General features: G+C 69.8%; 23 protein-coding genes. 10 read left to right on the top strand and 13 right to left on the bottom strand.

Translation table 11 applies throughout. From position 1 onward, the window contains the following. Positions 1–70: 70 nt before the first annotated feature. From aceA to GXW79_RS03715, 3 genes are all read left to right on the top strand, one after another. Positions 71–1,399, top strand: coding sequence for an isocitrate lyase (gene aceA / locus GXW79_RS03725; protein ID WP_211872983.1), 1,329 nt, complete (start codon positions 71–73; stop codon positions 1,397–1,399). A gap of 38 nt (positions 1,400–1,437) precedes the next feature. After that, on the top strand, positions 1,438–1,626 hold the full coding sequence (locus GXW79_RS03720; RefSeq protein WP_211872982.1) for a hypothetical protein: 189 nt from the start codon (positions 1,438–1,440) through the stop codon (positions 1,624–1,626). 104 nt (positions 1,627–1,730) lie between these two features. Further along, the gene (locus tag GXW79_RS03715) at positions 1,731–2,771 is read left to right on the top strand and encodes a DNA topoisomerase IB (RefSeq protein ID WP_246503668.1); all 1,041 of its coding nucleotides are present in this window, start codon (positions 1,731–1,733) and stop codon (positions 2,769–2,771) included. On the opposite strand, the gene GXW79_RS03710 is transcribed toward GXW79_RS03715, so the two are convergent. From GXW79_RS03710 to GXW79_RS03685, 6 genes are read right to left on the bottom strand one after another with little or no spacing between them, the layout of a single operon-like run. Continuing rightward, positions 2,768–3,652, bottom strand: coding sequence for a beta-xylosidase (locus GXW79_RS03710; protein ID WP_211872980.1), 885 nt, complete (start codon positions 3,650–3,652; stop codon positions 2,768–2,770). The genes GXW79_RS03715 and GXW79_RS03710 overlap by 4 nt on opposite strands. After that, complete coding sequence (locus tag GXW79_RS03705) at positions 3,649–4,401, bottom strand: TIGR04290 family methyltransferase (protein WP_211872979.1); 753 nt, start codon at positions 4,399–4,401, stop codon at positions 3,649–3,651. The genes GXW79_RS03710 and GXW79_RS03705 overlap by 4 nt, the downstream gene beginning before the upstream one ends. After that, positions 4,398–5,501, bottom strand: coding sequence for a CgeB family protein (locus tag GXW79_RS03700; protein ID WP_211872978.1), 1,104 nt, complete (start codon positions 5,499–5,501; stop codon positions 4,398–4,400). Before GXW79_RS03700 ends, GXW79_RS03705 begins: the two co-directional genes overlap by 4 nt. Further along, the gene (locus GXW79_RS03695) at positions 5,498–6,613 is read right to left on the bottom strand and encodes a glycosyltransferase family 4 protein (RefSeq protein WP_367614790.1); all 1,116 of its coding nucleotides are present in this window, start codon (positions 6,611–6,613) and stop codon (positions 5,498–5,500) included. The genes GXW79_RS03700 and GXW79_RS03695 overlap by 4 nt, the downstream gene beginning before the upstream one ends. Then, complete coding sequence (locus GXW79_RS03690) at positions 6,610–7,677, bottom strand: NAD-dependent epimerase/dehydratase family protein (RefSeq protein WP_211872977.1); 1,068 nt, start codon at positions 7,675–7,677, stop codon at positions 6,610–6,612. The genes GXW79_RS03695 and GXW79_RS03690 overlap by 4 nt, the downstream gene beginning before the upstream one ends. Beyond that, positions 7,674–8,789, bottom strand: coding sequence for an NAD-dependent epimerase/dehydratase family protein (locus GXW79_RS03685; protein ID WP_211872976.1), 1,116 nt, complete (start codon positions 8,787–8,789; stop codon positions 7,674–7,676). The genes GXW79_RS03690 and GXW79_RS03685 overlap by 4 nt, the downstream gene beginning before the upstream one ends. 197 nt (positions 8,790–8,986) lie before the next feature. Here GXW79_RS03685 and GXW79_RS03680 point away from each other — a divergent pair, with 197 nt between their 5' ends. The 4 genes from GXW79_RS03680 to GXW79_RS03665 are packed head-to-tail and all read left to right on the top strand — an operon-like array spanning position 8,987 to position 12,805. Then, positions 8,987–10,054, top strand: a complete 1,068-nt coding sequence (locus GXW79_RS03680; protein ID WP_367614789.1) for an inositol-3-phosphate synthase — start codon at positions 8,987–8,989, stop codon at positions 10,052–10,054. Then, positions 10,051–10,662, top strand: coding sequence for a histidine phosphatase family protein (locus GXW79_RS03675; protein ID WP_211872974.1), 612 nt, complete (start codon positions 10,051–10,053; stop codon positions 10,660–10,662). The genes GXW79_RS03680 and GXW79_RS03675 overlap by 4 nt, the downstream gene beginning before the upstream one ends. Then, entirely contained in the window at positions 10,659–11,756 is a 1,098-nt protein-coding gene (locus tag GXW79_RS03670) for a CgeB family protein (protein ID WP_211872973.1), read from the top strand. The genes GXW79_RS03675 and GXW79_RS03670 overlap by 4 nt, the downstream gene beginning before the upstream one ends. Further along, a complete protein-coding gene (locus tag GXW79_RS03665) occupies positions 11,756–12,805 on the top strand; it encodes a CgeB family protein (RefSeq protein ID WP_211872972.1) in 1,050 nt (349 codons plus the stop codon). Before GXW79_RS03670 ends, GXW79_RS03665 begins: the two co-directional genes overlap by 1 nt. Here GXW79_RS03665 and GXW79_RS03660 read toward each other — a convergent pair. Beyond that, positions 12,784–13,788, bottom strand: coding sequence for a Gfo/Idh/MocA family protein (locus GXW79_RS03660; RefSeq protein WP_211872970.1), 1,005 nt, complete (start codon positions 13,786–13,788; stop codon positions 12,784–12,786). The two genes, GXW79_RS03665 and GXW79_RS03660, sit on opposite strands and share 22 nt — an antisense overlap. Continuing rightward, a complete protein-coding gene (locus tag GXW79_RS03655) occupies positions 13,785–14,705 on the bottom strand; it encodes an MDR/zinc-dependent alcohol dehydrogenase-like family protein (RefSeq protein ID WP_246503667.1) in 921 nt (306 codons plus the stop codon). The genes GXW79_RS03660 and GXW79_RS03655 overlap by 4 nt, the downstream gene beginning before the upstream one ends. 136 nt (positions 14,706–14,841) lie before the next feature. Between GXW79_RS03655 and GXW79_RS03650 the strand changes: the two genes are divergently transcribed. From GXW79_RS03650 to GXW79_RS03640, 3 genes are all read left to right on the top strand, one after another. After that, entirely contained in the window at positions 14,842–15,387 is a 546-nt protein-coding gene (locus GXW79_RS03650; RefSeq protein ID WP_211872963.1) for a DUF1003 domain-containing protein, read from the top strand. Then, entirely contained in the window at positions 15,380–16,327 is a 948-nt protein-coding gene (locus tag GXW79_RS03645) for a glycosyltransferase family protein (RefSeq protein ID WP_211872961.1), read from the top strand. The genes GXW79_RS03650 and GXW79_RS03645 overlap by 8 nt, the downstream gene beginning before the upstream one ends. Positions 16,328–16,401: 74 nt before the next feature. After that, on the top strand, positions 16,402–17,424 hold the full coding sequence (locus GXW79_RS03640) for an aldo/keto reductase (protein WP_211872959.1): 1,023 nt from the start codon (positions 16,402–16,404) through the stop codon (positions 17,422–17,424). Between the two features lie 61 nt (positions 17,425–17,485). On the opposite strand, the gene GXW79_RS03635 is transcribed toward GXW79_RS03640, so the two are convergent. From GXW79_RS03635 to GXW79_RS03615, 5 genes are read right to left on the bottom strand one after another with little or no spacing between them, the layout of a single operon-like run. After that, positions 17,486–19,228: an ABC transporter transmembrane domain-containing protein gene (locus tag GXW79_RS03635; RefSeq protein WP_211872957.1), complete on the bottom strand. Its 1,743-nt coding sequence runs from the start codon at positions 19,226–19,228 to the stop codon at positions 17,486–17,488. Beyond that, positions 19,225–19,764: a carboxymuconolactone decarboxylase family protein gene (locus GXW79_RS03630; protein ID WP_211872955.1), complete on the bottom strand. Its 540-nt coding sequence runs from the start codon at positions 19,762–19,764 to the stop codon at positions 19,225–19,227. Before GXW79_RS03630 ends, GXW79_RS03635 begins: the two co-directional genes overlap by 4 nt. A gap of 15 nt (positions 19,765–19,779) precedes the next feature. Next, the gene (locus GXW79_RS03625) at positions 19,780–20,586 is read right to left on the bottom strand and encodes an EcsC family protein (protein WP_211872953.1); all 807 of its coding nucleotides are present in this window, start codon (positions 20,584–20,586) and stop codon (positions 19,780–19,782) included. Positions 20,587–20,619: 33 nt separating this feature from the next. Continuing rightward, positions 20,620–21,009, bottom strand: a complete 390-nt coding sequence (locus tag GXW79_RS03620; RefSeq protein ID WP_211872951.1) for a type II toxin-antitoxin system death-on-curing family toxin — start codon at positions 21,007–21,009, stop codon at positions 20,620–20,622. Then, positions 21,006–21,233, bottom strand: coding sequence for an AbrB/MazE/SpoVT family DNA-binding domain-containing protein (locus GXW79_RS03615; protein WP_211872949.1), 228 nt, complete (start codon positions 21,231–21,233; stop codon positions 21,006–21,008). The genes GXW79_RS03620 and GXW79_RS03615 overlap by 4 nt, the downstream gene beginning before the upstream one ends. Between the last annotated feature and the right edge of the window lie 30 nt (positions 21,234–21,263).

The raw sequence follows: 21,263 nt of genomic DNA, 5'->3' as shown, positions 1-21,263 counted from the left end.
CTTTTGCGCGGCGCAGTGTCAATTATTGACGTGCGCCGGTCGTCTCCGGTGACCAGAAGGATTGAGCACCATGCGTCCCAACCCCACCCCCGTCCTGGCCCCCGATGGCAGCGCCGGCGGGCCCGCGCCCGAGCCCGGCCGGTTCGACGGCATCCGCCGCGACTACACCCCCGCCGATGTCGAGCGCCTGGCCGGCAGCTTCCGCGTCCAGCACACGCTGGCCGACCGCGGCGCGCGGCGGCTGTGGCAGCTGCTGAAATCCGAACCCTTCGTGAATACGCTGGGCGCGCTCACCGGCATGCAGGCGCTGCAGCAGGTCAAGGCCGGGCTGAACGCGATCTACCTCTCGGGCTGGCAGGTGGCTGCGGATGCGAATTCGGCCGGTACCATGTACCCGGACCAGTCGCTGTATCCGGTGGATTCCGTGCCCCAGGTGGTGACGCGCATCAACAACGCGCTGCGCCGCGCCGACCAGATCGCCACACTCGAGCGCATCGAGGGCAAGGCCGACGACCAGACCCACTACATGGCGCCGATCGTGGCCGATGCGGAGGCCGGGTTCGGCGGCGCGCTGAATGCCTATGAGCTGATGAAGGCGATGATCGCCGCCGGTGCCGCGGGCGTGCATTTCGAGGACCAGCTCGCGAGCGAGAAGAAGTGCGGGCATCTCGGCGGCAAGGTGCTGGTGCCGATCAGCCAGCATATCCGCACGCTCAACGCCGCCCGCCTCGCGGCCGATGTGGAGGGCGTGCCCACCGTGCTGCTCTGCCGGACGGATGCCGAGAGCGCGCAGCTGCTCACGGCCGATGTGGATGAGCGCGACCGGCCGTTCATCGGCAATGACCGCACGGCGGAAGGCTTCTTCCGCATCCGGCCGAAGATGGGCAAGGCCTACGCGATCGCGCGCTCGCTGGCCTACGCCCCCTATGCCGACCTGCTGTGGTGGGAGACGTCGGACCCGGATCTCGACGATGCGCGCGCCTTCGCCGAGGCCATCCACCGCGAATTCCCCGGCAAGATGCTCGCCTACAACTGCTCGCCCAGCTTCAACTGGCAGCGGAAGATGGGCATCGAGGCGGCGACCAAATTCCAGCGCGAGCTGGGCGCCATGGGCTACAAATTCCAGTTCGTGACCCTCGCCGGCTTCCACAGCCTGAACCTGTCCATGTTCAAGCTGGCGCGCGGCTACAGGGACCGCGGCATGGGCGCCTACAGCGAGCTCCAGCAGGCCGAATTCGCCGCCGAGGCCGAGGGCTTCACCGCCATCCGCCACCAGCGCGAAGTGGGCGTGAGCTACTTCGACGCGGTCGCGATGGCGGCCTCGGGCGGACGCTCCAGCACCACCGCGATGGAACACAGCACCGAGACGGCGCAGTTCCACGACGCGCCGGCCCATTGATCCCTCACCCACACACACAGACTGAAGGAAGCACGACCATGTCCAACCCGATCAGCACCATCGACCATGATGACGGCCTGGTGCACAGCCATGCCTGGGCCTGCGGCGAGCGCGGCCGCGAGGCCCATGTGAACCGCCCGGCGCCGGAGCCCGAACATGATGACGGCCTGGTCCACAGCCACGGCTGGGCCTCGTCCGAGCGTGGCCGCGAAGCCCATCGCCGCTGAGGGCAGGATGAAGGCCCGCATCGCGCGGGCCTTCATCTTCCCGCGAGGCTTCCTGCAAGCGCGTTGGACCTACCCAATTCCAGTGGGTCCAACGCGGAAGAATGATGTCGACCTCCCTGATCATCCCCGGGCTTCGCTACGTCACTGTCGGTGAGCCGGGCCTGCGCCGCCTCGGCAAGCCACCCCGCTTTCGCTACGTCGATCCCGACGGGCGCCCGCTGCGCGAGGCCACCGCCCTGCAGCGCATCCGGATGCTGGCCATCCCACCCGCCTACCAGGATGTCTGGATCTGCGCCGATGCCGATGGCCACCTCCAGGCGATCGGCACCGATGCGCGCGGGCGCCGGCAGTACCGCTACCACGCCGATTGGCGCACCCATCGCGACAGCGGCAAGTTCGCCCGCCTCACCCAGTTCGCCGAGAGCATGCCGGCCATCCGCGCGCGCGTCGCCGCCGATCTCGAACTGCGCGGCCTGCCGCGCGCGAAGGTGCTCGCGACCGTGGTGCGGCTGCTCGAGACCACGCTCGCGCGCGTCGGCAACGAGGAATACGCCCGCACCAACGAAAGCTACGGCGTCACCACGCTGCGCAACGAGCATGTGGCGGTGCAGGGCAGCGCGATGCGGTTCCACTTCCGCGGCAAGGGCGGCAAGATATGGCGCTTGAAGCTCGAGGACCGGCGCGTCGCCGGCGTGCTGCGGCGCTGCCAGGAACTGCCCGGCGAGCAGCTGTTCCAGTACCTCGACGAGGATGGCGCGCTGCAGGGCATCGGCTCGTCGGACGTGAACGCCTACCTGCGCGAGATCACCGGCGAGGGCGTTACGGCCAAGGATTTCCGCACCTGGGCGGCGACGGTGAACGCCACCTTCGCGCTGCTCGCCATGCCCAGGGCTGAGAGCCAGACCGCGCTGAAACGGCAGCTGAACGAGGCGATCAAGGCGACCGCCGCGCGGCTGGGGAACACGCCCACCATCTGCCGCAAATGCTACATCCATCCTGCGGTGCAGGAGGCCTATCTCGGCGGCGGACTGGCGTTGCGCCTGATGGCTGCCGGCGCAGAGGCGCATGCGTTGCGGCCTGAGGAAGCGGCGGTGCTGCGCTTCCTCCGCCGGGCCGGCGCTGCGCAGCGGCAGCAGGCGGCCTAGGCGTAGCGCCGGACCATCGCGCCACAGAACTCGGCGAACTCCTCCGGCACCAGCGGCGGGCTGGTGTGGTGCGGCTCGATCCCGCGATGCTCGGGCGTGAAGCAGAAGGTCACCGTCACGTCGAAGTCGCGTAGCGCGTCCATCTGGCGGTCGAACCAGGCGAGCGCATCGGGGCGGAAGCTGTCGGCCCAGGACAGGCCGGTCCGCAGGTGCCGCACGCCCAGGCGCTGCATCCAGCGCACCGCCTCGTCCAGCCGGTGATCCTGGTAGTGGAACCACTGGCACAGGCCGAATTCCGGCGTGTGGCGCCCGAAGGTCTCGAGCGCGGGCTTCGGCGTGCCATCCTCGCGCAGCAGGCCCATGGCGAAGTGCCGGTAGTAGGAGGAGCCTTCCGCCTCGCGGTGGCGCGTCGTCGCTTCCCACGCGCGCGGCAGATCGTAGAGGCTGTACCAGTGGATCCGCGGTGCCCGGCCCTTGAGCAGGGCGGCGGTGCGCGCCAGCCCCCAATCCTGCACCTCCTCCGCGCCGAAGGAGGAGACGCCGACCTCCGACACCCAGACCGGAAGCGCGGTCGCGGCTTCGATTTCGCGCAGCTTCTCCGGCCACTCATGGATGGACCACAGGTTCCAGTCGAGCGGAAATCCGTGCACCGCGACCGCATCCATCGCGGTGAGCGCGCCCTGGTCCTGCATGCGCCGGATGAAGCCGGGGTCGATCGGCGACATGCCGCCGAGCACGCGCGTGAGAGAGCCATTCTCGGCATGGATCGCCTCCCCGGCCAGCCGCGCCATGCGGGCGAAGCGGCTCCAGTCCGGGTCGAGCAGCGGGTCCCAGTGCGACTTGTTGTTGGGCTCGTTCCAGATCATCGCGGCTTCGATCATGGGGCTTCTCCGGCACTGGGGTAGACGGCCGCGGCGCCATAGGGCGCGGCGACACGGCGGCACAGGTAGACCTCGTCCTCGGGCCGGGCTTCGATCGCGAAGCCGGCGCTGCGCAGCATCGCCTCGGTGCAGGCGCGGTTGGGGATCCACCAGTTGGTGACGTCGCCGGCGTAGCCGTGCTCGACGAAATGCAGGCGCGGATAGCCCGGCTCGGCGAAGGGCGCGACGTCGGCGAAGGGATAGTCCTCCGCGACCGGCGCGACGTGCGTTTCGCCGCGTTGGAGGGACTGAAACACCAGCAGGTCACGCGCGACGTGCTCGTGGATGAGGTCGAGCGCGAGCAGCGGATGGCGCAGGTGATAGAGCACGCCCATGAACAGCACGATGTCGAAGCGCTCGCCGAGCCTGCCGACATCGAAGACCGAGAGCTCGCGGAACGCGATGGCCACGCCGGCGACATCGGCGGCGAAGCGCGCCTGGGCCAGGTAGCGGGGATCGGTGTCGATGGCGACCACGCGGTCGGCGCCGCGGCGCGCCATCTCGATCGCGTAGAAGCCGCCATTGCAGCCGATGTCGAGCACGGTCTGTCCGCGCAGATCGGCGGGAATGCTGGCCGCGAAATGGCGCCACTTCACGCGCGGATAGTCGCCCAGGGGATGGTCGGGGGCGGTGGCGACGCCGCCCAGCTCCATGTTGTGGAACCAGGGGCCGAGACGCGTGATCTCGGCGCGGATGGCATCGGGCGTCATGCCTGCGCCACCGGCATGCGCAGCAAGTCGGAGATGGTCATGAGCTCGTCCACCCGGTGCGCGCAGCTGTGCCGCGCGTGGATGCTCTCAAGGCCGTTGGCGACGAGTTCGCGCCGCATCTCCGCATCCGAGGCGAGGTCCCGCAACTGGCGCGTCGCAACCGCGCCGGAGGAGGCAACCAGGTAGTCCACGCCGGGGCGGAACAAGGCCTCGCTGTCCTCCCACGGCGCCGAGACCAGCGGGATGCCGCAGGCGAGCGCCTCGAAGACACGGATCGTCGGGATGCCCGGGAGGGTGGTCGCGTAGAAGCGCCGTGGGACGTGCAGCGTGACGAGGTGGCGCGCGAAGACGTCCGGCGCGCGCGCATTCGGCAGCCAGTCGCGCAGCGTGGCGCCGTGGCGCGCGAGCAGCGCCTGCGCCTCGGTTGGATAGCGGACGCCGTGGATGGTCAGCGGCAGGCCCGCGTCGCGCGTCGGTCGCAGGAGGAATTCCTCCAGCTCGGCGCCGCGTTCGCCGTCGCCCCAATTGCCGATCCACACGGCGCCGCTGCGTGCGCCTTCCTGCGCGGGCGGCCGGAACAAACGCGTGTCCGCGGCCTCGTGCCAGATGAAGGCGCGATCACCCCAGCCCCAATCCCGATAGGTCTGCGCGAGCGTCGCGCCGAAGGCGAGCACGCCGTCATAGCCATCGAGATCATAGGCGCGCATGGCCTCCGGCTCGCTGACCGCGCGGTGATGCGTATCGTGGAACAGCAGGGTGAAGGGGGCACCCAGGCGCCGGCGGCGGCCGAGCTCGGCGACCAGGGCGGGTGTGTTCCATTCATGCACCAGCACCAGTTCGGCGCCGTCGAGCGCGGGCTCGATCTCGGCGAGGCTCGCGTATTGCTGAGGCCGCAATTCCGGATAGGCCGCATGGAAGCTGTCGAGGCCCGAGAGCCCGTGCTCGGCGATGAGGTTGCCGAGGCTCCAGGAATCCCGCGGCTCGAGCGCCACGACGTCATGGCCGCGATGGATCAGCTCGCGCAGGACGCCACGCAGGAAATGCGCATTGCCGTGGTTCCAGCACGACAGCAGCGAGTGGGTGAAATAGACGATCTTCATGCCGCGGAAGCCTCGCGGCGGCCGCCGGCGAGCAGCCCCTCATACTGGGCAAGCGTCGCCTCGGCCATGGCATCCAGGCCGTAGCGCGCCGCGCGGTCGCGCGCTGCTGCGCCGAGCCGGGCACGCTCAGCGGCATCGCCCATCAGCGCGCGGATGGCACCGGCAACGGCGTGCGAATCGGACCAGTCGACAAACAGCGCCGCGTCACTCCAGAGCTCGCGAAAACTCGGGATGTCCGCGAGCACGAGCGCACAGCCCGCCTGTGCCGCCTCCAGCACCGCGAGGCCGAAGGGCTCGTAGAGGGCCGGTGCCGCATAGAGGGGCGTACCGCGCCAGATCGCCGCCATCCCCGCGTCGTCGAGAGACCCGAGGCTGGTGAGGTGCGCGAAGGAGACGCGGCTGCGCTCGGGACCCTCGAGCGGTCCCGCCGCCAGGACCGGGAAGGGCAGATGCGCGGCGACACGGTCCAACGCCGCGATATTCTTGCCTGCATCCCAGAGGCGGCCGGCGGTGAAGACCGCGTCCATCGCCGCGGTATGCACGCAATCCGGCGCGTCGCGCCCATTGTGGATCGCTACCGGTGAGCTCGGCAGCGCATGCGCCTCGGCTGTCGCCGAGGCGAAGGCGCGCGACGGTGCGACGAGCGCGTCGCAGGCGAGATAGCCCTCGCGCAGCAGCGCCGACCGCCAGGCGAACGCCGCCGGCATCGGCCCGCCGCGCACCGCGGCCCACCAGGTCGCGAGGCAGGAATGGCAGGCACTGAGCACCGGGACCCCGAACCCACCGGCACTCGCCAGTGCCGGGCTGTTGAGGTGCACGAGGTCCACGCCAAGCGTTGCCGCGAGGTTCCGGATCGCCACGCCCGCCGTGCGGATCGCGTCCGGCGTGCCGGCCATCCAGTCGAGCGGCAGACCGGTGTCATGCAAGGTCAGCCCCGGGATGGTCGCCGCCTGCGCCGCCTGTGCGGCACTCGGCGACGGACCCAGCAGCGCCAGATGCGTCACCACGCCGCGCGCCGCCAGGCCGCGCGCAAGGTCGGTGGCATAGGTCCACACGCCGCCCACGGCATCCGTGGTCATCAGCAGACGGAGGCGCGCCGCGGCGTCGGTCACGCGGCCTCTCGCGCCCTGCCATGCGCGCGCAGCCAGGTCGCGAGGTCGGCGACGCCGTCGCGCCAGGGCCGTGGCGGCGGGAGGTCCAGGGCCTCCGTCGCGAGGCGCGTGTCGGAGACGAAGTAGCGCTGGTCGCCGGCCCGCCATGATTCGTGTCGCGTCACCACGCGCTCGCCGGTCAGCGCCTCGATCCGCGCGATGAGCTGGCGCAGGCTGATGGCATTGTCCGGGCCACCGCCGAGGTTGAAGGCACGCCCGCGCACGCTGTCGATCCGCCGCCAGGTCGCGATGTAGGCACCTACCGCGTCACCCACGTCGAGCACGTCGCGCACCTGACAGCCATCGCCGAAGATGCTGATCGGTTCGCCATGCAGGGCGCGGATCAGGAAATGCGCGACCCAGCCCTGGTCCTCGGTGCCCATCTGGCGCTGGCCATAGATGCAGCTCATCCGCAGCACCGCCGCGGGCAGGCCGAAGCTGCGCGCGAAGTCGAGCACGTACTGGTCCGCCGCGCCCTTGGAGCAGCCATAGGGCGTGTGGAATTCGAGCGACCGATCCTCCGCGATCCCAGAGCTTCGCAGCGTCGCGTCACGCGGCAGCCAGGCATCTTCGTGCTTCTCCAGCGCGACGTCGGCGAGGTCGCCATAGACCTTGTTCGTGCTGGCGAAGACCAGCGGCACCTGGCCGCCATTGCGGCGCAGTGCCTCCAGCAGCTGCACCGTCGCCTGGAGGTTGATGGAAAAATCCTCCTGCGGGTCGGTGAGGCTGGTGGTGACTGCCACCTGGGCCGCCAGGTGGAACACGGCGCTGCACTCACCCGCGGCCTTGGCCAGCGCGTCCCCGTCGCGGATATCGGCAATGACCGACGTCACGCGCTGCGGGTGCCGCTGCCGCAGCCAGCGCAGATTGCCCTCGACCCCGGCGCGGGTGAGCGCGTCGAACACCAGCACGTCGTGGCCGTCGCTCGCCAAGCGATCGGCGAGGTTGCAGCCGATGAATCCGGCGCCGCCGGTCACGAGGATGGGGCGGCGATGCGTCACGGCCGGCGGGGCTGCGTCGTTCATGCGACGAGTCCGCGCAGCTCGAGTTCGCGCCGCGCATCCTGCACGCGATCCTGCGCCGCCTGGCGCCCCACCCATTCCGCGAGCTCGGCGAGGTCGGAGCGGAAATCCAGCCGCTGCGGCGCGTAGCCGAGCCGCGTACGGGCGAGGCCGATATCGGCGATGTTGTGCCGGATGTCGCCGGCGCGCGCCTGTTGCGTGACCTCCGGCCGCAGCCCGGCATGGCCCATGGCCTCGGCGAGATCGGAAGCCACCTCGGTGACGCTGCGGTCGACGCCGCTGGCGATATTGAAGACGCCGCCGGCGGCGTTGGGATGGTCGAGCGCCAGCCGGAAGGCGCGCGCCACATCCTCGACATGGACAAAGTCGCGGCGCTGCTGGCCATCCTCGAAGATCATCGGCGGCTGGCGGTTGTGCAGCCGCGCGGCGAAGATCGCGAGCACCCCCGTGTAGGGGTTCGAGAGCGCCTGACCGGGTCCATAGACATTCCACAGCCGCAGCGCCGCACCCTCCATGCCGTAGGCGGGCGCGACGGTGAGGGTCAGGCGCTCCTGCACATATTTCGTGATGGCGTAGACCGAGGCGAGGTTCTGGCGCTTGGTTTCCGGCGTCGGCACCGGCGACATCGGCCGCCCCTCGCCGTCGATCGGATCCCAGGAGATATCGCCCGCGCGACGCGGGACGCGCTGCGCATCCTCGACGAGCTTGCCGTCGACGGTGCGATACAGGCCCTCTCCATAGACACTCATCGACGAAGCCACGACGACGCGGCGCACCGGTTGCTTGATCAGTTGCTGGAACAGCACCGCGGTGCCGTGGTCGTTGACCGAGACGTAGTGGTCCACCTCGTACATGCTCTGACCGACGCCGACCTCGGCCGCGAGGTGCACGACCTTGTCGACACCGCGCAGGGCGGCCGCAACACGCTCGCCATCGCGAACGTCGCCGCGGATGATTTCGGCATCGGCGTCGAGGCCGTCGGTCCCGCGATCGCCGTGCACCTGGTCGATGAAGCTGTCGAGAATGCGGACCTTGTGGCCCGCCGAGAGCAGGGCGTGCGCGAGATGACGCCCGATGAATCCAGCACCGCCGGTGATCAGAACCGTATCGGCCAACGCATGTCCTCCTCCGGCAGAATTGTGCGACGTCTGCTTCTAAGAACGCGGCAAAAGGAGAAAGGCTGGCTCACATCCTGTTGAGAATGCGCGCGATGCAGCTTCTTTCCTCGGCGCGACGTTACGGCCCACAGGCACAACGCGGAGGCGCAGCCTTGCCCGATTCTATCCAGCCATGGTCACGGGATCCGCGGAGCGTGCGTGTCGGCATCGTCGGGCTTGGCAACTGTGCCTCGGCCTTCGTGCAGGGCCTCACCTATTATCGCGACGCGGATGCGAATGAGCCGGTGCCGGGGCTGATGAGCGTGACGCTCGGCCCGTACCATCTGCGCGACGTGGTGGTGAGCGCGGCCTTCGACGTCGCCGAGGGCAAGGTGGGGCGCGATGTCGCCGAGGCGATCGCGGCGGCGCCGAACAACACCCATCGCTTCGCCGATGTTGCGCCGCTCGGCGTCACGGTGGAGCGCGGGCCGACGCTGGACGGCATCGGTCGCTACATGCGCGACGAGATCGTCGAATCCGCGGCGAGCCCGGCACCCGTCGCGGAGATCCTCGCCGATACACGCACCGACGTGCTCGTCTCCTGGCTGCCGGTGGGAGCGCAGCGCGCGACGGAGTTCTATGCCGAGCAGGCGCTCCAGGCAGGTTGCGCCTTCGTCAACTGCATCCCGGTCTTCATCGCATCGGACGAAGGCTGGCGCCGTCGCTTTGAGGCGCGCGGGCTGCCCATCATCGGGGACGACATCAAGAGCCAGGTGGGCGCCACTATCCTGCATCGCACGCTGGTCAACCTGTTCCACGAGCGTGGCGTGCGGCTCGACCGCACCTACCAGCTGAACTTCGGCGGCAACGCGGATTTCCTCAACATGCTGGAGCGCGAACGTCTCGCCTCCAAGAAGATCTCCAAGACACGCGCGGTCACCAGCGAGCTGGGCGTTCCCTTGCCCGAGACGGATGTGCATGTCGGCCCGAGCGATCATGTGCCGTGGCTGCTCGACCGGAAATGGGCGCAGATCCGCCTCGAAGGCACCGGCTTCGGCGGCACGCCGCTGAACGTGGAGCTCAAGCTCGAGGTGTGGGATTCGCCCAATGCGGCTGGGGTTGTGATCGACGCCGTGCGCTGCGCGAAGCTGGCGCTGGACCGCGGCATCGGCGGCGCGCTGCTCGGCCCCTCGGCCTACTTCATGAAGTCGCCGCCGCGGCAGTGGCATGATGCGGAGGCGCGCGAGCGGCTGCGCGCCTTCGTCGAGGCGGAGGCGCCATGAGCCGCCCGGACGTGATCACCCTGTTTCTGCTGCGCCACGCCGCGCATGACCGCGTGGACCGCGTGCTGTGTGGCCGCATGCCGGGCGTGTCGCTGGGCGCGGCGGGGCTGCATCAGGCCTCGCTGCTCGGCGCCGCCCTGCAGCGTCACGCGCCGGATGCCCTGTTCACCAGCCCGCTCGAACGCTCGCGCATGACGGCCGACGTGCTGGGCGACATGCTGAACCTCACCGCGCAGGTGAGCCCCGAGCTCACGGAGATCGACTGCGGCGAATGGACCGGTCGTGAATTCGCCGAGTTGCGCGAGGATCCGCGTTGGCTGCGCTGGAACAGCGAACGTGCTGCCTCGCGCCCGCCCGGCGGCGAAACCATGGCCGAGGCCGGCGAACGCGTGCTGGATTTCGCCCGCACGCTGCGCCGGCGCTATCCCAACGGCGTCGTCGCGCTGGTCAGCCACGCCGACGTCATCAAGGCCGCGCTCGCCGCGGTGCTCGGCCTGACGCTCGACGCGCATGACCGCTTCGACATCGCGCCCGCCTCGATCAGCACGCTGGTGCTGTGGGAGGGCGGCGGGAAGGTCGTCGGCCTGAACGCGGTGCCGCAGCCGTGAAGATCGCCTTCTATGGATCAAGCCTGCTCTCCTCCTACTGGAATGGCGCGGCGACCTATTATCGCGGCGTCATCCGCGATCTCGCGGCGCGCGGCCACGATGTGATCTTCTACGAACCCGAGGCCTATGACCGGCAGGCGCACAACGACATCGCGCCGCCGGACTGGGCGCGGTCACGCGTCTATGCGGCGACCACCGATGCGCTGAATGCGGTGATGGATGAAGCCGCGCTGGCCGACGTGGTGGTCAAGACCAGCGGCGTCGGCGTCTTCGACGACGAGCTGATCACCGGCGTCATGTCTCGGGCGCGCCCGGACGCGGTGCGCATCTTCTGGGACGTGGACGCGCCGGCGACACTGGAAGAAATCCGCCCGCAGCCGGGCCATCCGCTGCGGCAGGCCCTGCCCGCGCTCGACCTGGTGCTGACCTATGGCGGCGGGCCGCCGGTGGTCGCGGCGTATGAATCGCTCGGCGCGCGGCGCTGCGTGCCGATCTACAATGCGCTCGATCCCGACACCCATCATCCGGTGCCGCCCGAGCCACGCTTCGCCGCCGATCTCTCGCTGCTCGCCAACCGCCTGCCCGATCGCGAGCGGCGCGTGGAAGCGTTTTTCCTCGATGCGGCGTTACGGTTGCCGGGACAGCGCTTCGTGCTCGGTGGCAATGGCTGGGCGGACAAGCCGATGTCGCCGAACATCCGCTATATCGGCCATGTGCCGACGCGCGACCACAACGCCTTCAACACCTCGGCCACCGCCGTGCTCAACATCGCGCGCGACAGCATGGCGGCGACGGGATACTCCCCGGCGACCCGCGTCTTTGAGGCGGCGGGCGCGGGGGCCTGCCTGATCACCGACGCCTGGGTCGGTCTCGAGCTCTTTCTGGCGGAAGGCATCGAGGTGCTGGTCGCCCGCGACGGTGCGGATGTCGCCGCCCACGTCGCCGAACTCACCCCGGCGCGGGCGCGCGCCATCGGCGAGGCGGCGCGCCTGCGCATCTGCGCCGACCACACCTACACCCGGCGCGGCGTGGAGGTGGACGCGCTGTTGCGCGAGGAAACCGCGCGGCGCCGCGCCATGGTGGCGAACGCCTGATGCGCATCGTGGTGCTGGGCTTGAGCCTGTCCTCCTCCTGGGGCAATGGGCATGCGACGACCTATCGCGCGCTGCTGCGCGCCTTCGCCGCGCGCGGCCACGACATCCTGTTCCTCGAGCGCCAGGTGCCCTGGTACGCCGCGCATCGCGACCTGGCCGAGCCCGGCTATTGCCGGCTCGCCTTCTACGACAGCGTGGCGGAACTGGACGCCTGGCACGATGCGCTGGCGACGGCCGATGCGGTGATCCTCGGCTCCTACGTGCCGGATGGCATCGCGGTGGGCGACTATGTGCAGCGGGTTGCGCGGCTGGCGGCCTTCTACGACATCGACACGCCGGTGACGCTGGCCGGCCTCGCGCGCGGCGAGGAGAGCTACATCGCCGCGCGCCAGATCGCCGGCTTCCGCCTCTATCTCTCGTTCACCGGCGGACCCACGCTGGTGCGGCTCGAGCGCGAGTATGGATCGCCGGCCGCGCGCCAGCTCTATTGCTCGGTGGATGTCGACGCCTATCGGCCACTGGACCTGCCGCATCGGTGGGACCTGTCCTATCTCGGCACCTACAGCGACGATCGCCAGCCGACGCTGGAGCGGCTGCTGCTGGACCCGGCACGGCGCGCGCCGGAGCGACGCTTTGTCGTCGCCGGGCCGCAATACCCCGACACGATCGACTGGCCCGCCAATGTCGAGCGCATCGCGCACCTGCCGCCCGAACAGCACGCCGCCTTCTATGCGCAGAGCCGCTTCACGCTCAACGTCACGCGCGCCGACATGATCCTCGCCGGCTACAGCCCGAGCGTTCGGTTGTTCGAGGCCGGCGCCTGTGCCACGCCCATCATCTCCGACGAGTGGCCGGGGCTGAACGCGCTGTTGCAGCCCGGTCGGGAGATCCTGATTGCGGATGGCGAGGATGAGGTGGTGGAAGCGCTGGCGATTGCGGAGCCGCGACGCCGCGCGATGGCCACGACGCTGCGGACGCGAATTCTCGCCGAGCATTCTTCCGCGCGGCGCGCCGCGGAGCTGGAGGACTACCTGCTGGGCGCCGCCTGACGCGAGGCGTCGTAGATGCGGTCAATCACGCGGGCCACGGTGACGAAGCGTTCCGCCTCCGCGTCGAAGCCATCGCCGATGCGCTTGGCCCAGTCGATCGCCGCGCGGCCGCCCCAGTCATCGGGCGGCGACGCGAGCAACTCGCGATGGGTTTGCCGGTTGTGCTCGGCGGTGAAGTCGTAGAAGGAGCCGTCGGCGTTGCGCATGGCCGCGCCACCCTCGGTGCCCCAGAAGCTCGCGCCGATCTCGGCGTCGCGGCCCGCGTGCAGCTTCCACGAGCAGGCGAGGCGCAGCACAACCCCGCCTTCGAGCGCCAGCGTGGCAAGGCAGAAATCCTCGACGCGGGCGCGGGGTCCGGCCAGTGGCTCGCCGCCGGCGCGCAGATGACTTTCCACCGCGATCACCTCGGGGAAATCCAGCACCCATAGCGCGAGATCGATGAGGTGCACGCCGAGATCCATCACACAACCGCCGCCGGCCAGCACGACGTCGTAGAACCACGGCTTGTCGGGCCCATAGGCGTTGTGGAAGGTGAGGTCGCCGGCGAAGACGCGACCGATGCCCCCGCTGCGGACCAGGTCGCGCAGCCGCACCATGGCGAGGGTGTGGCGATAGGACAGGTCCAGCCCCAGCCGCCGATCAGCGCGGCGCGCCGCGGCGACCACCGCCTCCGCTTCCGCCGCGCTGCGCCCGAGCGGTTTCTGGCAGAACACCGCGACGCCATGGTCCAGCGCCTTGATCGCCTGCGCGGCGTGCATGGCGCTGGGGGTCGCGATCACCACCCCGTCGAGGCCCAGCGCCAACATCGCATCCAGCCCATCGACCATGGCGGCGCCCGGTGCGATCGTCGCCGCCTCGCGCACCGCGTCGGGCGACGGATCGGTGATGGCCACGGCTTGGCCGGCGTCCGCATCCAGGATCGCGCGCATGCGGTGCCGCCCGATCCATCCGAGGCCGAGGAACCCCAGGCGTGGCGCGCTCATGGTGCGACCCAGGCCTTGAGGAAGCCGTCCGGGCGGTCGCGCGTGGCGTCAAGCGCCTCGCCGAGCCGTTCGAGCGGAAAGCGATGGGTGCAGAGCGCGGCGAGGTCGATGCGGCCCGACATCACCGCGTCCAGAGCCGCGCGCATGCCCTCCGTGCGGATCGCCAGGTCGCGCTCATGCGCGTTGATCACGTCGATGCCGCGCCAGTTCCACAGCCACATGTTGACCTGGCGGGGCCCATCCTGGTGGTAGCCCGCGATGATGAGGCGCCCACGCTCCCCGGTCAGTTCGCCGGCGAGATCCAGCGGCCAGGATTTTCCCACGGCCTCGATCACGCGCGGGCAGAATTTCCCCGAGGTCAGGGCGGCGACGCGCGCGATGATCGCCGCGTGGTCGTCCATGGCGATGGTCTCGGCCGCGCCCATGCGGCGTGCGAGGTCCAACGCGTAGGGCCGCCGGGCGATCGCGATCACGCGGGCGCCCGCTTCGGTGACCAGGCGCGTGAGGATCGCGCCGAGGAAGCCGATCCCGATGATCGCCACGTCCTGCCCCGCCTCGATGCCGCTGCGCGCGAAGATGTTCATGGCGCAACCGAGCGGCTCGCCGGGGAAAGGCATGGCGTCCAGCGCGGCCGGCAGGGGGAGCACGCGGTCCGCCGCGGCGAGGTCGTATTCGGCATAGCCGCGGAAGCTCAGCGCCGCGACGCGCTGGCCCAGCGCCAGGGCGCCGACACCCTCGCCGAGCGCATCGACGATGCCCCAGCCCTCATGCCCGAGATCGCCGGGCGGGGTGGGGAACTGCATCCATTCGGGCCCGGCCCAGGGCGTGAGGTTGGACGCGCAGACGCCGCAGCCTTCCAGCCGGATGCGGACCTCGCCGTGCCCGGGTTGCGGCAGCGGCACCATGTCCAGCCGCATCCTTCCGGGTGCTTCGACAATCGCTGCCCGCATCATCCGATCGACCATCGCCGCGTTCCATCATTGCTCTCGGAGGCGTCAACGCCGAACCCGACGCGCTGTTGCATCTGCCCGGATGCGCGAGCGTTCCGAACCCATGGCGCCAGCAACGACAACGACCACGACCGCAGCGCCCGACCTCGGTTCCGCGCTGACGCGCAACATCAAGGTGCTGGAACAGAGGCGTCGCGACGCCGCGGCACGGGAGAAACCGGAGCAGCGCGTCGCCCAGGCCGTCACGCGCTTCACCGGGTCGATGCGCTTCGTCTATCTGCACCTCGCGCTGTTCGGTTGCTGGATCGCGATCAATGTCGGCCTCGTGCCCGGGGTGCCACGGTTCGACGCGTCGCTGGTGATCCTTGCAATGGTCGCTTCGGTCGAAGCGATCTTCCTGTCGACCTTCGTGCTGATCAGCCAGAACCGCATGGAGAACGAGGCCTCCGCGCGCGCCGAGCTCGACCTGCAGATCAGCCTGTTGACCGAACACGAGCTCACCCATGTCGCGAAGCTGCTGGCCGCCATCGCCGAGCGCCTGGGCGTGCCCGAGGCGCAGCATCCGGAGGTGCAGGAAATCCAGTCGGCGGTGGCGCCGGAGGCGGTGATCGACGCGATCGCCGCCGAGCAGGCGCAGCTGCGTGACTGAGGCGAGCCTGGCCGTGCGCCCGCGCGAGGATCCGGGCGCGGCCTGGATGCGCTGCATGCGCCGCGGCGCCTGGGCGGAGGCCTGGCAGCTCGGCGATGCGATGCTGGCGGCGCGCGGCGCGGCGCGCGACCGGCACGCGCCGCGGCACCTACAGGCGGTCTGGGACGGGACGCCGCTGCGCGGCCGTCAGGTGCTTGTGCGCTGCTATCATGGCCTCGGCGACACGATCCAGTTCATCCGGTTCATCCCGACGCTGCGCGAGATCGCCGCGGATGTGGTGACCTGGGTTCAGCCCGCGCTCATTCCCCTGTTGCGCACCATGCCGGGCGTGGGGCGGCTGGAACCGCTGCACGACGGCACGCCGGAGTTCGCGCATGACGTCGACATCGAGATCATGGAGCTGGCGCATGCGCTGCGCGTGACGGCGGAGAGCCTTCCGGGTGATGCGCCCTATCTGCATCCGCCGGCAGCGAACGCACGCGGCGATTGTCTTGCGATCGGCCTCGTGTGGGCGGCGGGCGAGTACGATCCGTTGCGCGCGATCCCGCTGCGGCTGCTCGCGGGGCTCGCCGATGTGCCGGGGGTCAGCCTGCACATCCTGCAGCGCGGCCCGGCGCTGCAGGAGCGGGATGCCGGGTTCGGTCTCAGCTCCGGTGCCGATGATCTGCTCGCGCTCGCATCGCTGATGCGCGGGCTCGATCTGGTGATCAGCGTCGATTCCATGCCGGCGCACCTGGCTGGCGCGTTGGACGTCCCGATCTGGCTGATGCTGCGCCACGAGGCCGACTGGCGATGGATGGAGGGCCGCGATACGAGCCCGTGGTATCCCTCGATGCGGCTGTTCCGCCAGCCGTCGCCGGGCGATTGGCCCTCGGTCGCGCGGGATGTGATCCGAAGCCTCCGCGCGTTGGCGGCGACGGGGAGGCGACGCGCGGGCTGAGCGACGCTGCCGCCGCGCTTGACGCGGTTCGCGATCCGCCGCCTGCTGCGCCGCGCGCGAAGGGGAGCCACGCCATGGAGTATCGCAATCTCGGACGCAGCGGGGTCAAGGTCTCGCCGCTCTGCCTCGGCACCATGATGTTTGGCGCTGGCACGGACGAGGCCACGAGCCAGCGCATCATCGCGCGTGCACGGTCGCAGGGCGTGAACTTCGTCGACACCGCGGACACCTACAATGGCGGGAGGTCCGAGGAGGTGGTGGGGCGTGCCATCGCCGGCGATCGCGCCTGGTGGGTGCTGGCGACCAAGATGGCGAACCCGATGGGGGAGGGGCCGAATGGCGGCGGGATGTCGCGCCTGCACGCCTTCCACGCGGTCGAGGCCAGCCTGAAGCGGCTTGGCACCGACGTCATCGACATCCTGTACTGGCACAAGGAGGATCATGCGACCCCGCTTGAGGAGAGCGTGCGCGCCATGGCGGACCTGATCCGCGCGGGGAAGATCCGGTATTTCGGGCTGTCGAACCATCGGGCGTGGCGCGTGGCGGAGGTATGCCGGTTGTGTGATCTGGCGGGCATCGACCGGCCGGTGGTGAGTCAGCCGCTGTACAATGCGCTGAACCGGATGGTGGAGGTGGAGCATCTGCCGGCCTGCGCAGCGCTTGGCCTGGGGGTGTTTCCGTATTCGCCGCTGGCGCGGGGGGTGCTGACGGGGAAGTATGCGCCGAATGTGGTGCCTCCGGAGGGGTCTCGCGCCGCGCGGCGCGACAAGCGGATGATGGAGACGGAGTGGCGGCCGGAGAGCCTGGAGATCGCCGGGAAGATTGCGGCGAGGGCGGAGGCGCATGGGGTGACGGCGGGGCAGTTCGCGCTGGCCTGGGTGCTGCACAACCGCCTGATCACAGGGGTGATCGCAGGGCCGCGCACCGAGGAGCATTGGGAGGAGTATGTGGCCGCGCTGGGCTGTGTGTTGAGTGCCGAGGACGAGGCCGCCGTGGACGCCCTGGTCGCCGCTGGCCATCCCTCGACGCCCGGCTACAACGATCCCGCTTATCCCCTGGAAGGCCGGATTGCGCGCTCGTCCGGCGCCAAGTCGTGAAAATAAAAGAATGGCCGCAAACGTATACGTTTGCGGGGGGAATTCTTTTCCCCAGCCTTTTTCATGCGTCAGTGAACTGCAGTTCCGCGAACCGTTGGTAGAGTCCTCCGTCCTTCAGCAGTGACGCGTGCGTCCCAATCGCGACGATTTTGCCGGCTTCCATCACCACGATCCTGTCCGCGCGTCGCACGGTGGCGAGTCTGTGCGCCACCACCAGGGTGGTGCGGTTTTCCGACAGTTCGGCGAGGGCCTGCTGCACCGCCTGCTCGCTCTCGGCGTCGAGTGCGCTGGTGGCTTCGTCGAGCAGCAGCACGCGCGGGTCGCGGAGGATGGCGCGGGCGATGGCGACGCGCTGGCGTTGGCCGCCGGAGAGCGTGACGCCCTTGGCGCCGAGGTGGGTGGCGAAGCCTTCGGGCAGGGCGTCGAGGAAGCGGTCGGCGGAGGCCTGAACGGCGGCGGCGCGGACTTGCTCGTCGGTGGCGTCGGGGCGGCCGAAGCGGATGTTGTCCCAGGCATTGGCGCTGAAGATCACCGGGTCCTGCGGGACCAGGCCGAGGGGCTCGCGCAGGGTGCGCGGGTCGAGCGTGGCGATGTCCACGCCGTCGAGGCGCACGGTGCCGGATTGCGGGTCATAGAAGCGCAGCAGCAGTTGCAGGATGGTGGTCTTGCCGGCGCCGGAGGGGCCGACGAGAGCCACGGTCTCGCCGGGTTCAACGGTGAGCGAGAAGCCGTCGAGGGCTTTTTGTGAGGGGCGGGTCGGGTAGGAGAAGTGGACGTCCTCGAAGGCGATGCGGCCACGGACAGGGCGCGGCAGGATGGCGGGTGCGGCGGGTGCCGCGATGGCGGGGACGGCGTCGAGCACTTCGTCGATGCGTTCGGCGGCACCCGCGGCGCGCTGGACCTCGCCCCAGACTTCGCTGAGTGCGGCTGCGGAGGTCGCGAGCAGGATGGCGTAGAGGACGAAGGCGGAGAGCTCGCCGCCGGTCATGCGGCCGGCAACGACGTCGTGCCCGCCGACCCAGAGCGAGAAGGTGACGGCGCCGAAGCCGAGCAGGATCACCGCGAGGATCAGCCCCGCCCGCACCTTGATGCGCTTCAGCGCGGTGGAGACGGAGCTTTCGGCGGCCACCTGGAAGCTGGCGTGCGCGCTCGCCTCCTGGGTGAAGGCCTGCACGGTGCGGATGCCGGCGATGGTCTCCTCCACCTGGTGCCCGAGGTCGGCGACGCGATCCTGGGTGGCGCGGGAGAGTTTTTTCTCGCGTCGGCCGAAGAGGATGAGGGGGGCGACCACGATCGGCAGCACGGCGGCGACGATCAGCGCCAGCTTGGGGCTGGTGGCGACGAGCATGCCGAAGGCGCCGATGATCATCAGCGTGTTGCGGATGCCCATAGAAATCGCCGAGCCGATGAGGGATTGCAGCAGGGCGATATCGGCGGTGAGGCGGGAGAGGATGTCGCCGGCGCGCGCCACCTCGAAATAGGCGGGCGAGAGGGTGAGCAGCCGGTCATAGGCGTCGCGACGGATATCGGCGGCGATGCGCTCGCCGAGCCAGGAGACGAGATAGTACCGCGCACCGGTGGCGAGTGCGAGCGCGGCCACGATGCCGAACATCAGCAACGCCGCGCGATCGAGCTCGGCGGCGTTGGCGGTGGAAAATCCCTGGTCGATCAGGTGCCGGATGCCCTGGCCGATGCCGAGCACCAGGGAGGCGGCGACGACCAGTGCCACGCCCGCCATCGCCACGCGCCCGGCATGGGCACGCAGATAGGGCCAGAGCAGTGCGAGCGAGGCGATGCGCTTCATGCGCGGGGAAGCGGGAATTTTTCGAGGTAGGGCATGTAGTCGGGCTCCACGTCGATCTCGAGCGAGGCGAGCACGCGCACCACGGCGCAGTAGAAGCCGGCGGTGAGGATGAGGTCGGTCAGTTCCTCGGTGCTGAAATTGGCGGCGAGCTGGTCATGCGTGGCCTGCGATGTGCCGCCCGACACCACCTCGCGCGCGGCGCGCAGCACCAGGCGGGCAAGGCCGTCGAGGCCGCTCTCGTCGCCACTCATGATGGCGCGGATGTCGGTCTCGGCGACGCCGAACTCCATGCCGATCTTCACGTGGTGCGACCATTCATAGGCGCTGCGCGCGATCCAGCCGACCTGCAGGATGGCCATCTCGCGCAGCCGCGGGTCGAGCTTGCTGCCGTGGCGAATGTATTGCCCGAGGCCCTGGAAGGCGCGTGCCCCGCCGGGGCTGTTGGTCAGCGCGCGATGGAGGCTGATCGGGCGCTTGAGAAGATCGCGCTGGTCCTCGGGCAGGTCCTCGGAATCGAGGTAGGGGATGCGGGCCATGTGCTTGTTTCTCCCTCAGCCGGCGAACCGAGCGTCGCGCTCTGCCGCAATGGCGTCATAGGCCGCGCGGATCGCGGCCTCGCCATGGTTGCGCTCCAGCCGGCGCAGCGTGAAGTGGGCGTGGGCGATGGATTTGAAATGCTGGAGGAAGGCGAGGTTCACGGCCGCACCGGCGGCCGCGCCCAGGATGGGGGCCGCCTGGGCGCCGAGTTTCAGCGCGATCGGACCGCCGAAGCGGGCGGCAATGGCGCCGATGAAGCTGGGCAGGAGGTTGACCCCGACCGCGCCCTTGAGCGTCTCGGCGAGCGCTACGCGGACGGCGAAGTAACCGCTTTCGGTCGCGTCGTCCTCGGTGCCGCGGCCGCCGAGCGCAAACACCTTCAGGCATTCGGGCGCCGTGGCGGGATGCGCGAGGTCCTCGCCCTGCGCGGCGGCCTCGGCGGCGATCTGGCGCAGCAGGAGGGTGGTGGAGATGGGCAGCTCGACCAGGGTTCCGGGCAGGCCGAAAGCACCGCCGGCGATGCCCGAAGCGGCAGCGAGTCCGCGGTGGAACCAGGTCTGCCCCATGGCGAAGGGCGAAGCTTCCGGCCGGCTGCCCAGCGCCGTCGTCATCGCGCGTTCGAGGGCGGCGCGCACCGCGCCATCCAGGCGGGACTGCACGAAGGTAGGCAGGGCGTTCCGCAACGCCTCCAGCGGCGTCCCGGCGAGAGCGGCGAGCCGTGCGGCAAGCGAAGTGTGCTCCAGCGTCTCGAACGCGGCGCGGATTTCGCCATGCGCGGTCGCGGAGATGAGGGGGGAGGAGGCGAGGGCGAGATCGGTCATGCACGCCTCACATGGCGATGCGGGGAGCGAAGTTCAGCCCTGGGAGGAATTGTCACGCAGCCAGGCGGCGAAACCTTCCTCGGGGAGATCACCGGCCGCGAGGTCCATGGTGGCGGCGATCGCCTCACCCTCGTCGAGGTTGGTGGCCATGCCGTTGAACTCCAGGAATGTCACGGCCGCGATGAAGGCGGCGCGCTTGTTGCCATCGGCGAAGGGGTGATTGCGCGCGAGGCCGAAAGCATAGGCGGCGGCGAGGCGGAACAGGTCCGTCTCGCCGCCATAGGCGTGCAGGTTTTCGGGGCGCGCGAGAGCGCTGTCGAACAGGCCCTCATCGCGGATGCCTGCGAGCCCGCCATGTTCATTGAGGCCCTCGGCGTGCAGCAGCAGAATGATCTCGCGCCGCAGCCAGGTTGGCGTCGTCATTTTGCGAGTTCGCGCAGCACGCCGCGATACTTGCGCATCACTTCGCGCCCGACGCGCAACTGCTCGGCGGCCACCGGATCGAGCGTGGTGAGCAGTACCGCGCCGCCGGGTTGCTCCACGGCGTGCAACACATCTCCCTCGCCGATGTTCAGCCGTGCAAGCAGTTCCTTGGGCAGCACGACGCCCACCGAATTGCCGATCGCGCGCAGCTTCAAGGTCGCCATGGGATAACCTCCGTGATCACGAAGGTTATA

This window comes from Plastoroseomonas arctica, assembly GCF_018128965.1.
Taxonomy (GTDB): Bacteria; Pseudomonadota; Alphaproteobacteria; order Acetobacterales; family Acetobacteraceae; genus Plastoroseomonas; species Plastoroseomonas arctica.
This window is presented reverse-complemented; position numbering and strand designations above follow the sequence as displayed.

Excerpts from the sequence above, each read along its gene's own strand:
- aceA (WP_211872983.1), top strand. The coding sequence starts at position 71 with ATGCGTCCCAACCCCACCCCCGTCCTGGCCCCCGATGGCAGCGCCGGC.
- GXW79_RS03720 (WP_211872982.1), top strand. The coding sequence starts at position 1,438 with ATGTCCAACCCGATCAGCACCATCGACCATGATGACGGCCTGGTGCAC.
- GXW79_RS03715 (WP_246503668.1), top strand. The coding sequence starts at position 1,731 with ATGTCGACCTCCCTGATCATCCCCGGGCTTCGCTACGTCACTGTCGGT.
- GXW79_RS03710 (WP_211872980.1), bottom strand. The coding sequence starts at position 3,652 with ATGATCGAAGCCGCGATGATCTGGAACGAGCCCAACAACAAGTCGCAC.
- GXW79_RS03705 (WP_211872979.1), bottom strand. The coding sequence starts at position 4,401 with ATGACGCCCGATGCCATCCGCGCCGAGATCACGCGTCTCGGCCCCTGG.
- GXW79_RS03700 (WP_211872978.1), bottom strand. The coding sequence starts at position 5,501 with ATGAAGATCGTCTATTTCACCCACTCGCTGCTGTCGTGCTGGAACCAC.
- GXW79_RS03690 (WP_211872977.1), bottom strand. The coding sequence starts at position 7,677 with ATGAACGACGCAGCCCCGCCGGCCGTGACGCATCGCCGCCCCATCCTC.
- GXW79_RS03675 (WP_211872974.1), top strand. The coding sequence starts at position 10,051 with ATGAGCCGCCCGGACGTGATCACCCTGTTTCTGCTGCGCCACGCCGCG.
- GXW79_RS03665 (WP_211872972.1), top strand. The coding sequence starts at position 11,756 with ATGCGCATCGTGGTGCTGGGCTTGAGCCTGTCCTCCTCCTGGGGCAAT.
- GXW79_RS03660 (WP_211872970.1), bottom strand. The coding sequence starts at position 13,788 with ATGAGCGCGCCACGCCTGGGGTTCCTCGGCCTCGGATGGATCGGGCGG.
- GXW79_RS03655 (WP_246503667.1), bottom strand. The coding sequence starts at position 14,705 with ATGCGGCTGGACATGGTGCCGCTGCCGCAACCCGGGCACGGCGAGGTC.
- GXW79_RS03650 (WP_211872963.1), top strand. The coding sequence starts at position 14,842 with ATGGCGCCAGCAACGACAACGACCACGACCGCAGCGCCCGACCTCGGT.
- GXW79_RS03640 (WP_211872959.1), top strand. The coding sequence starts at position 16,402 with ATGGAGTATCGCAATCTCGGACGCAGCGGGGTCAAGGTCTCGCCGCTC.
- GXW79_RS03635 (WP_211872957.1), bottom strand. The coding sequence starts at position 19,228 with ATGAAGCGCATCGCCTCGCTCGCACTGCTCTGGCCCTATCTGCGTGCC.
- GXW79_RS03630 (WP_211872955.1), bottom strand. The coding sequence starts at position 19,764 with ATGGCCCGCATCCCCTACCTCGATTCCGAGGACCTGCCCGAGGACCAG.
- GXW79_RS03625 (WP_211872953.1), bottom strand. The coding sequence starts at position 20,586 with ATGACCGATCTCGCCCTCGCCTCCTCCCCCCTCATCTCCGCGACCGCG.
- GXW79_RS03620 (WP_211872951.1), bottom strand. The coding sequence starts at position 21,009 with ATGACGACGCCAACCTGGCTGCGGCGCGAGATCATTCTGCTGCTGCAC.
- GXW79_RS03615 (WP_211872949.1), bottom strand. The coding sequence starts at position 21,233 with ATGGCGACCTTGAAGCTGCGCGCGATCGGCAATTCGGTGGGCGTCGTG.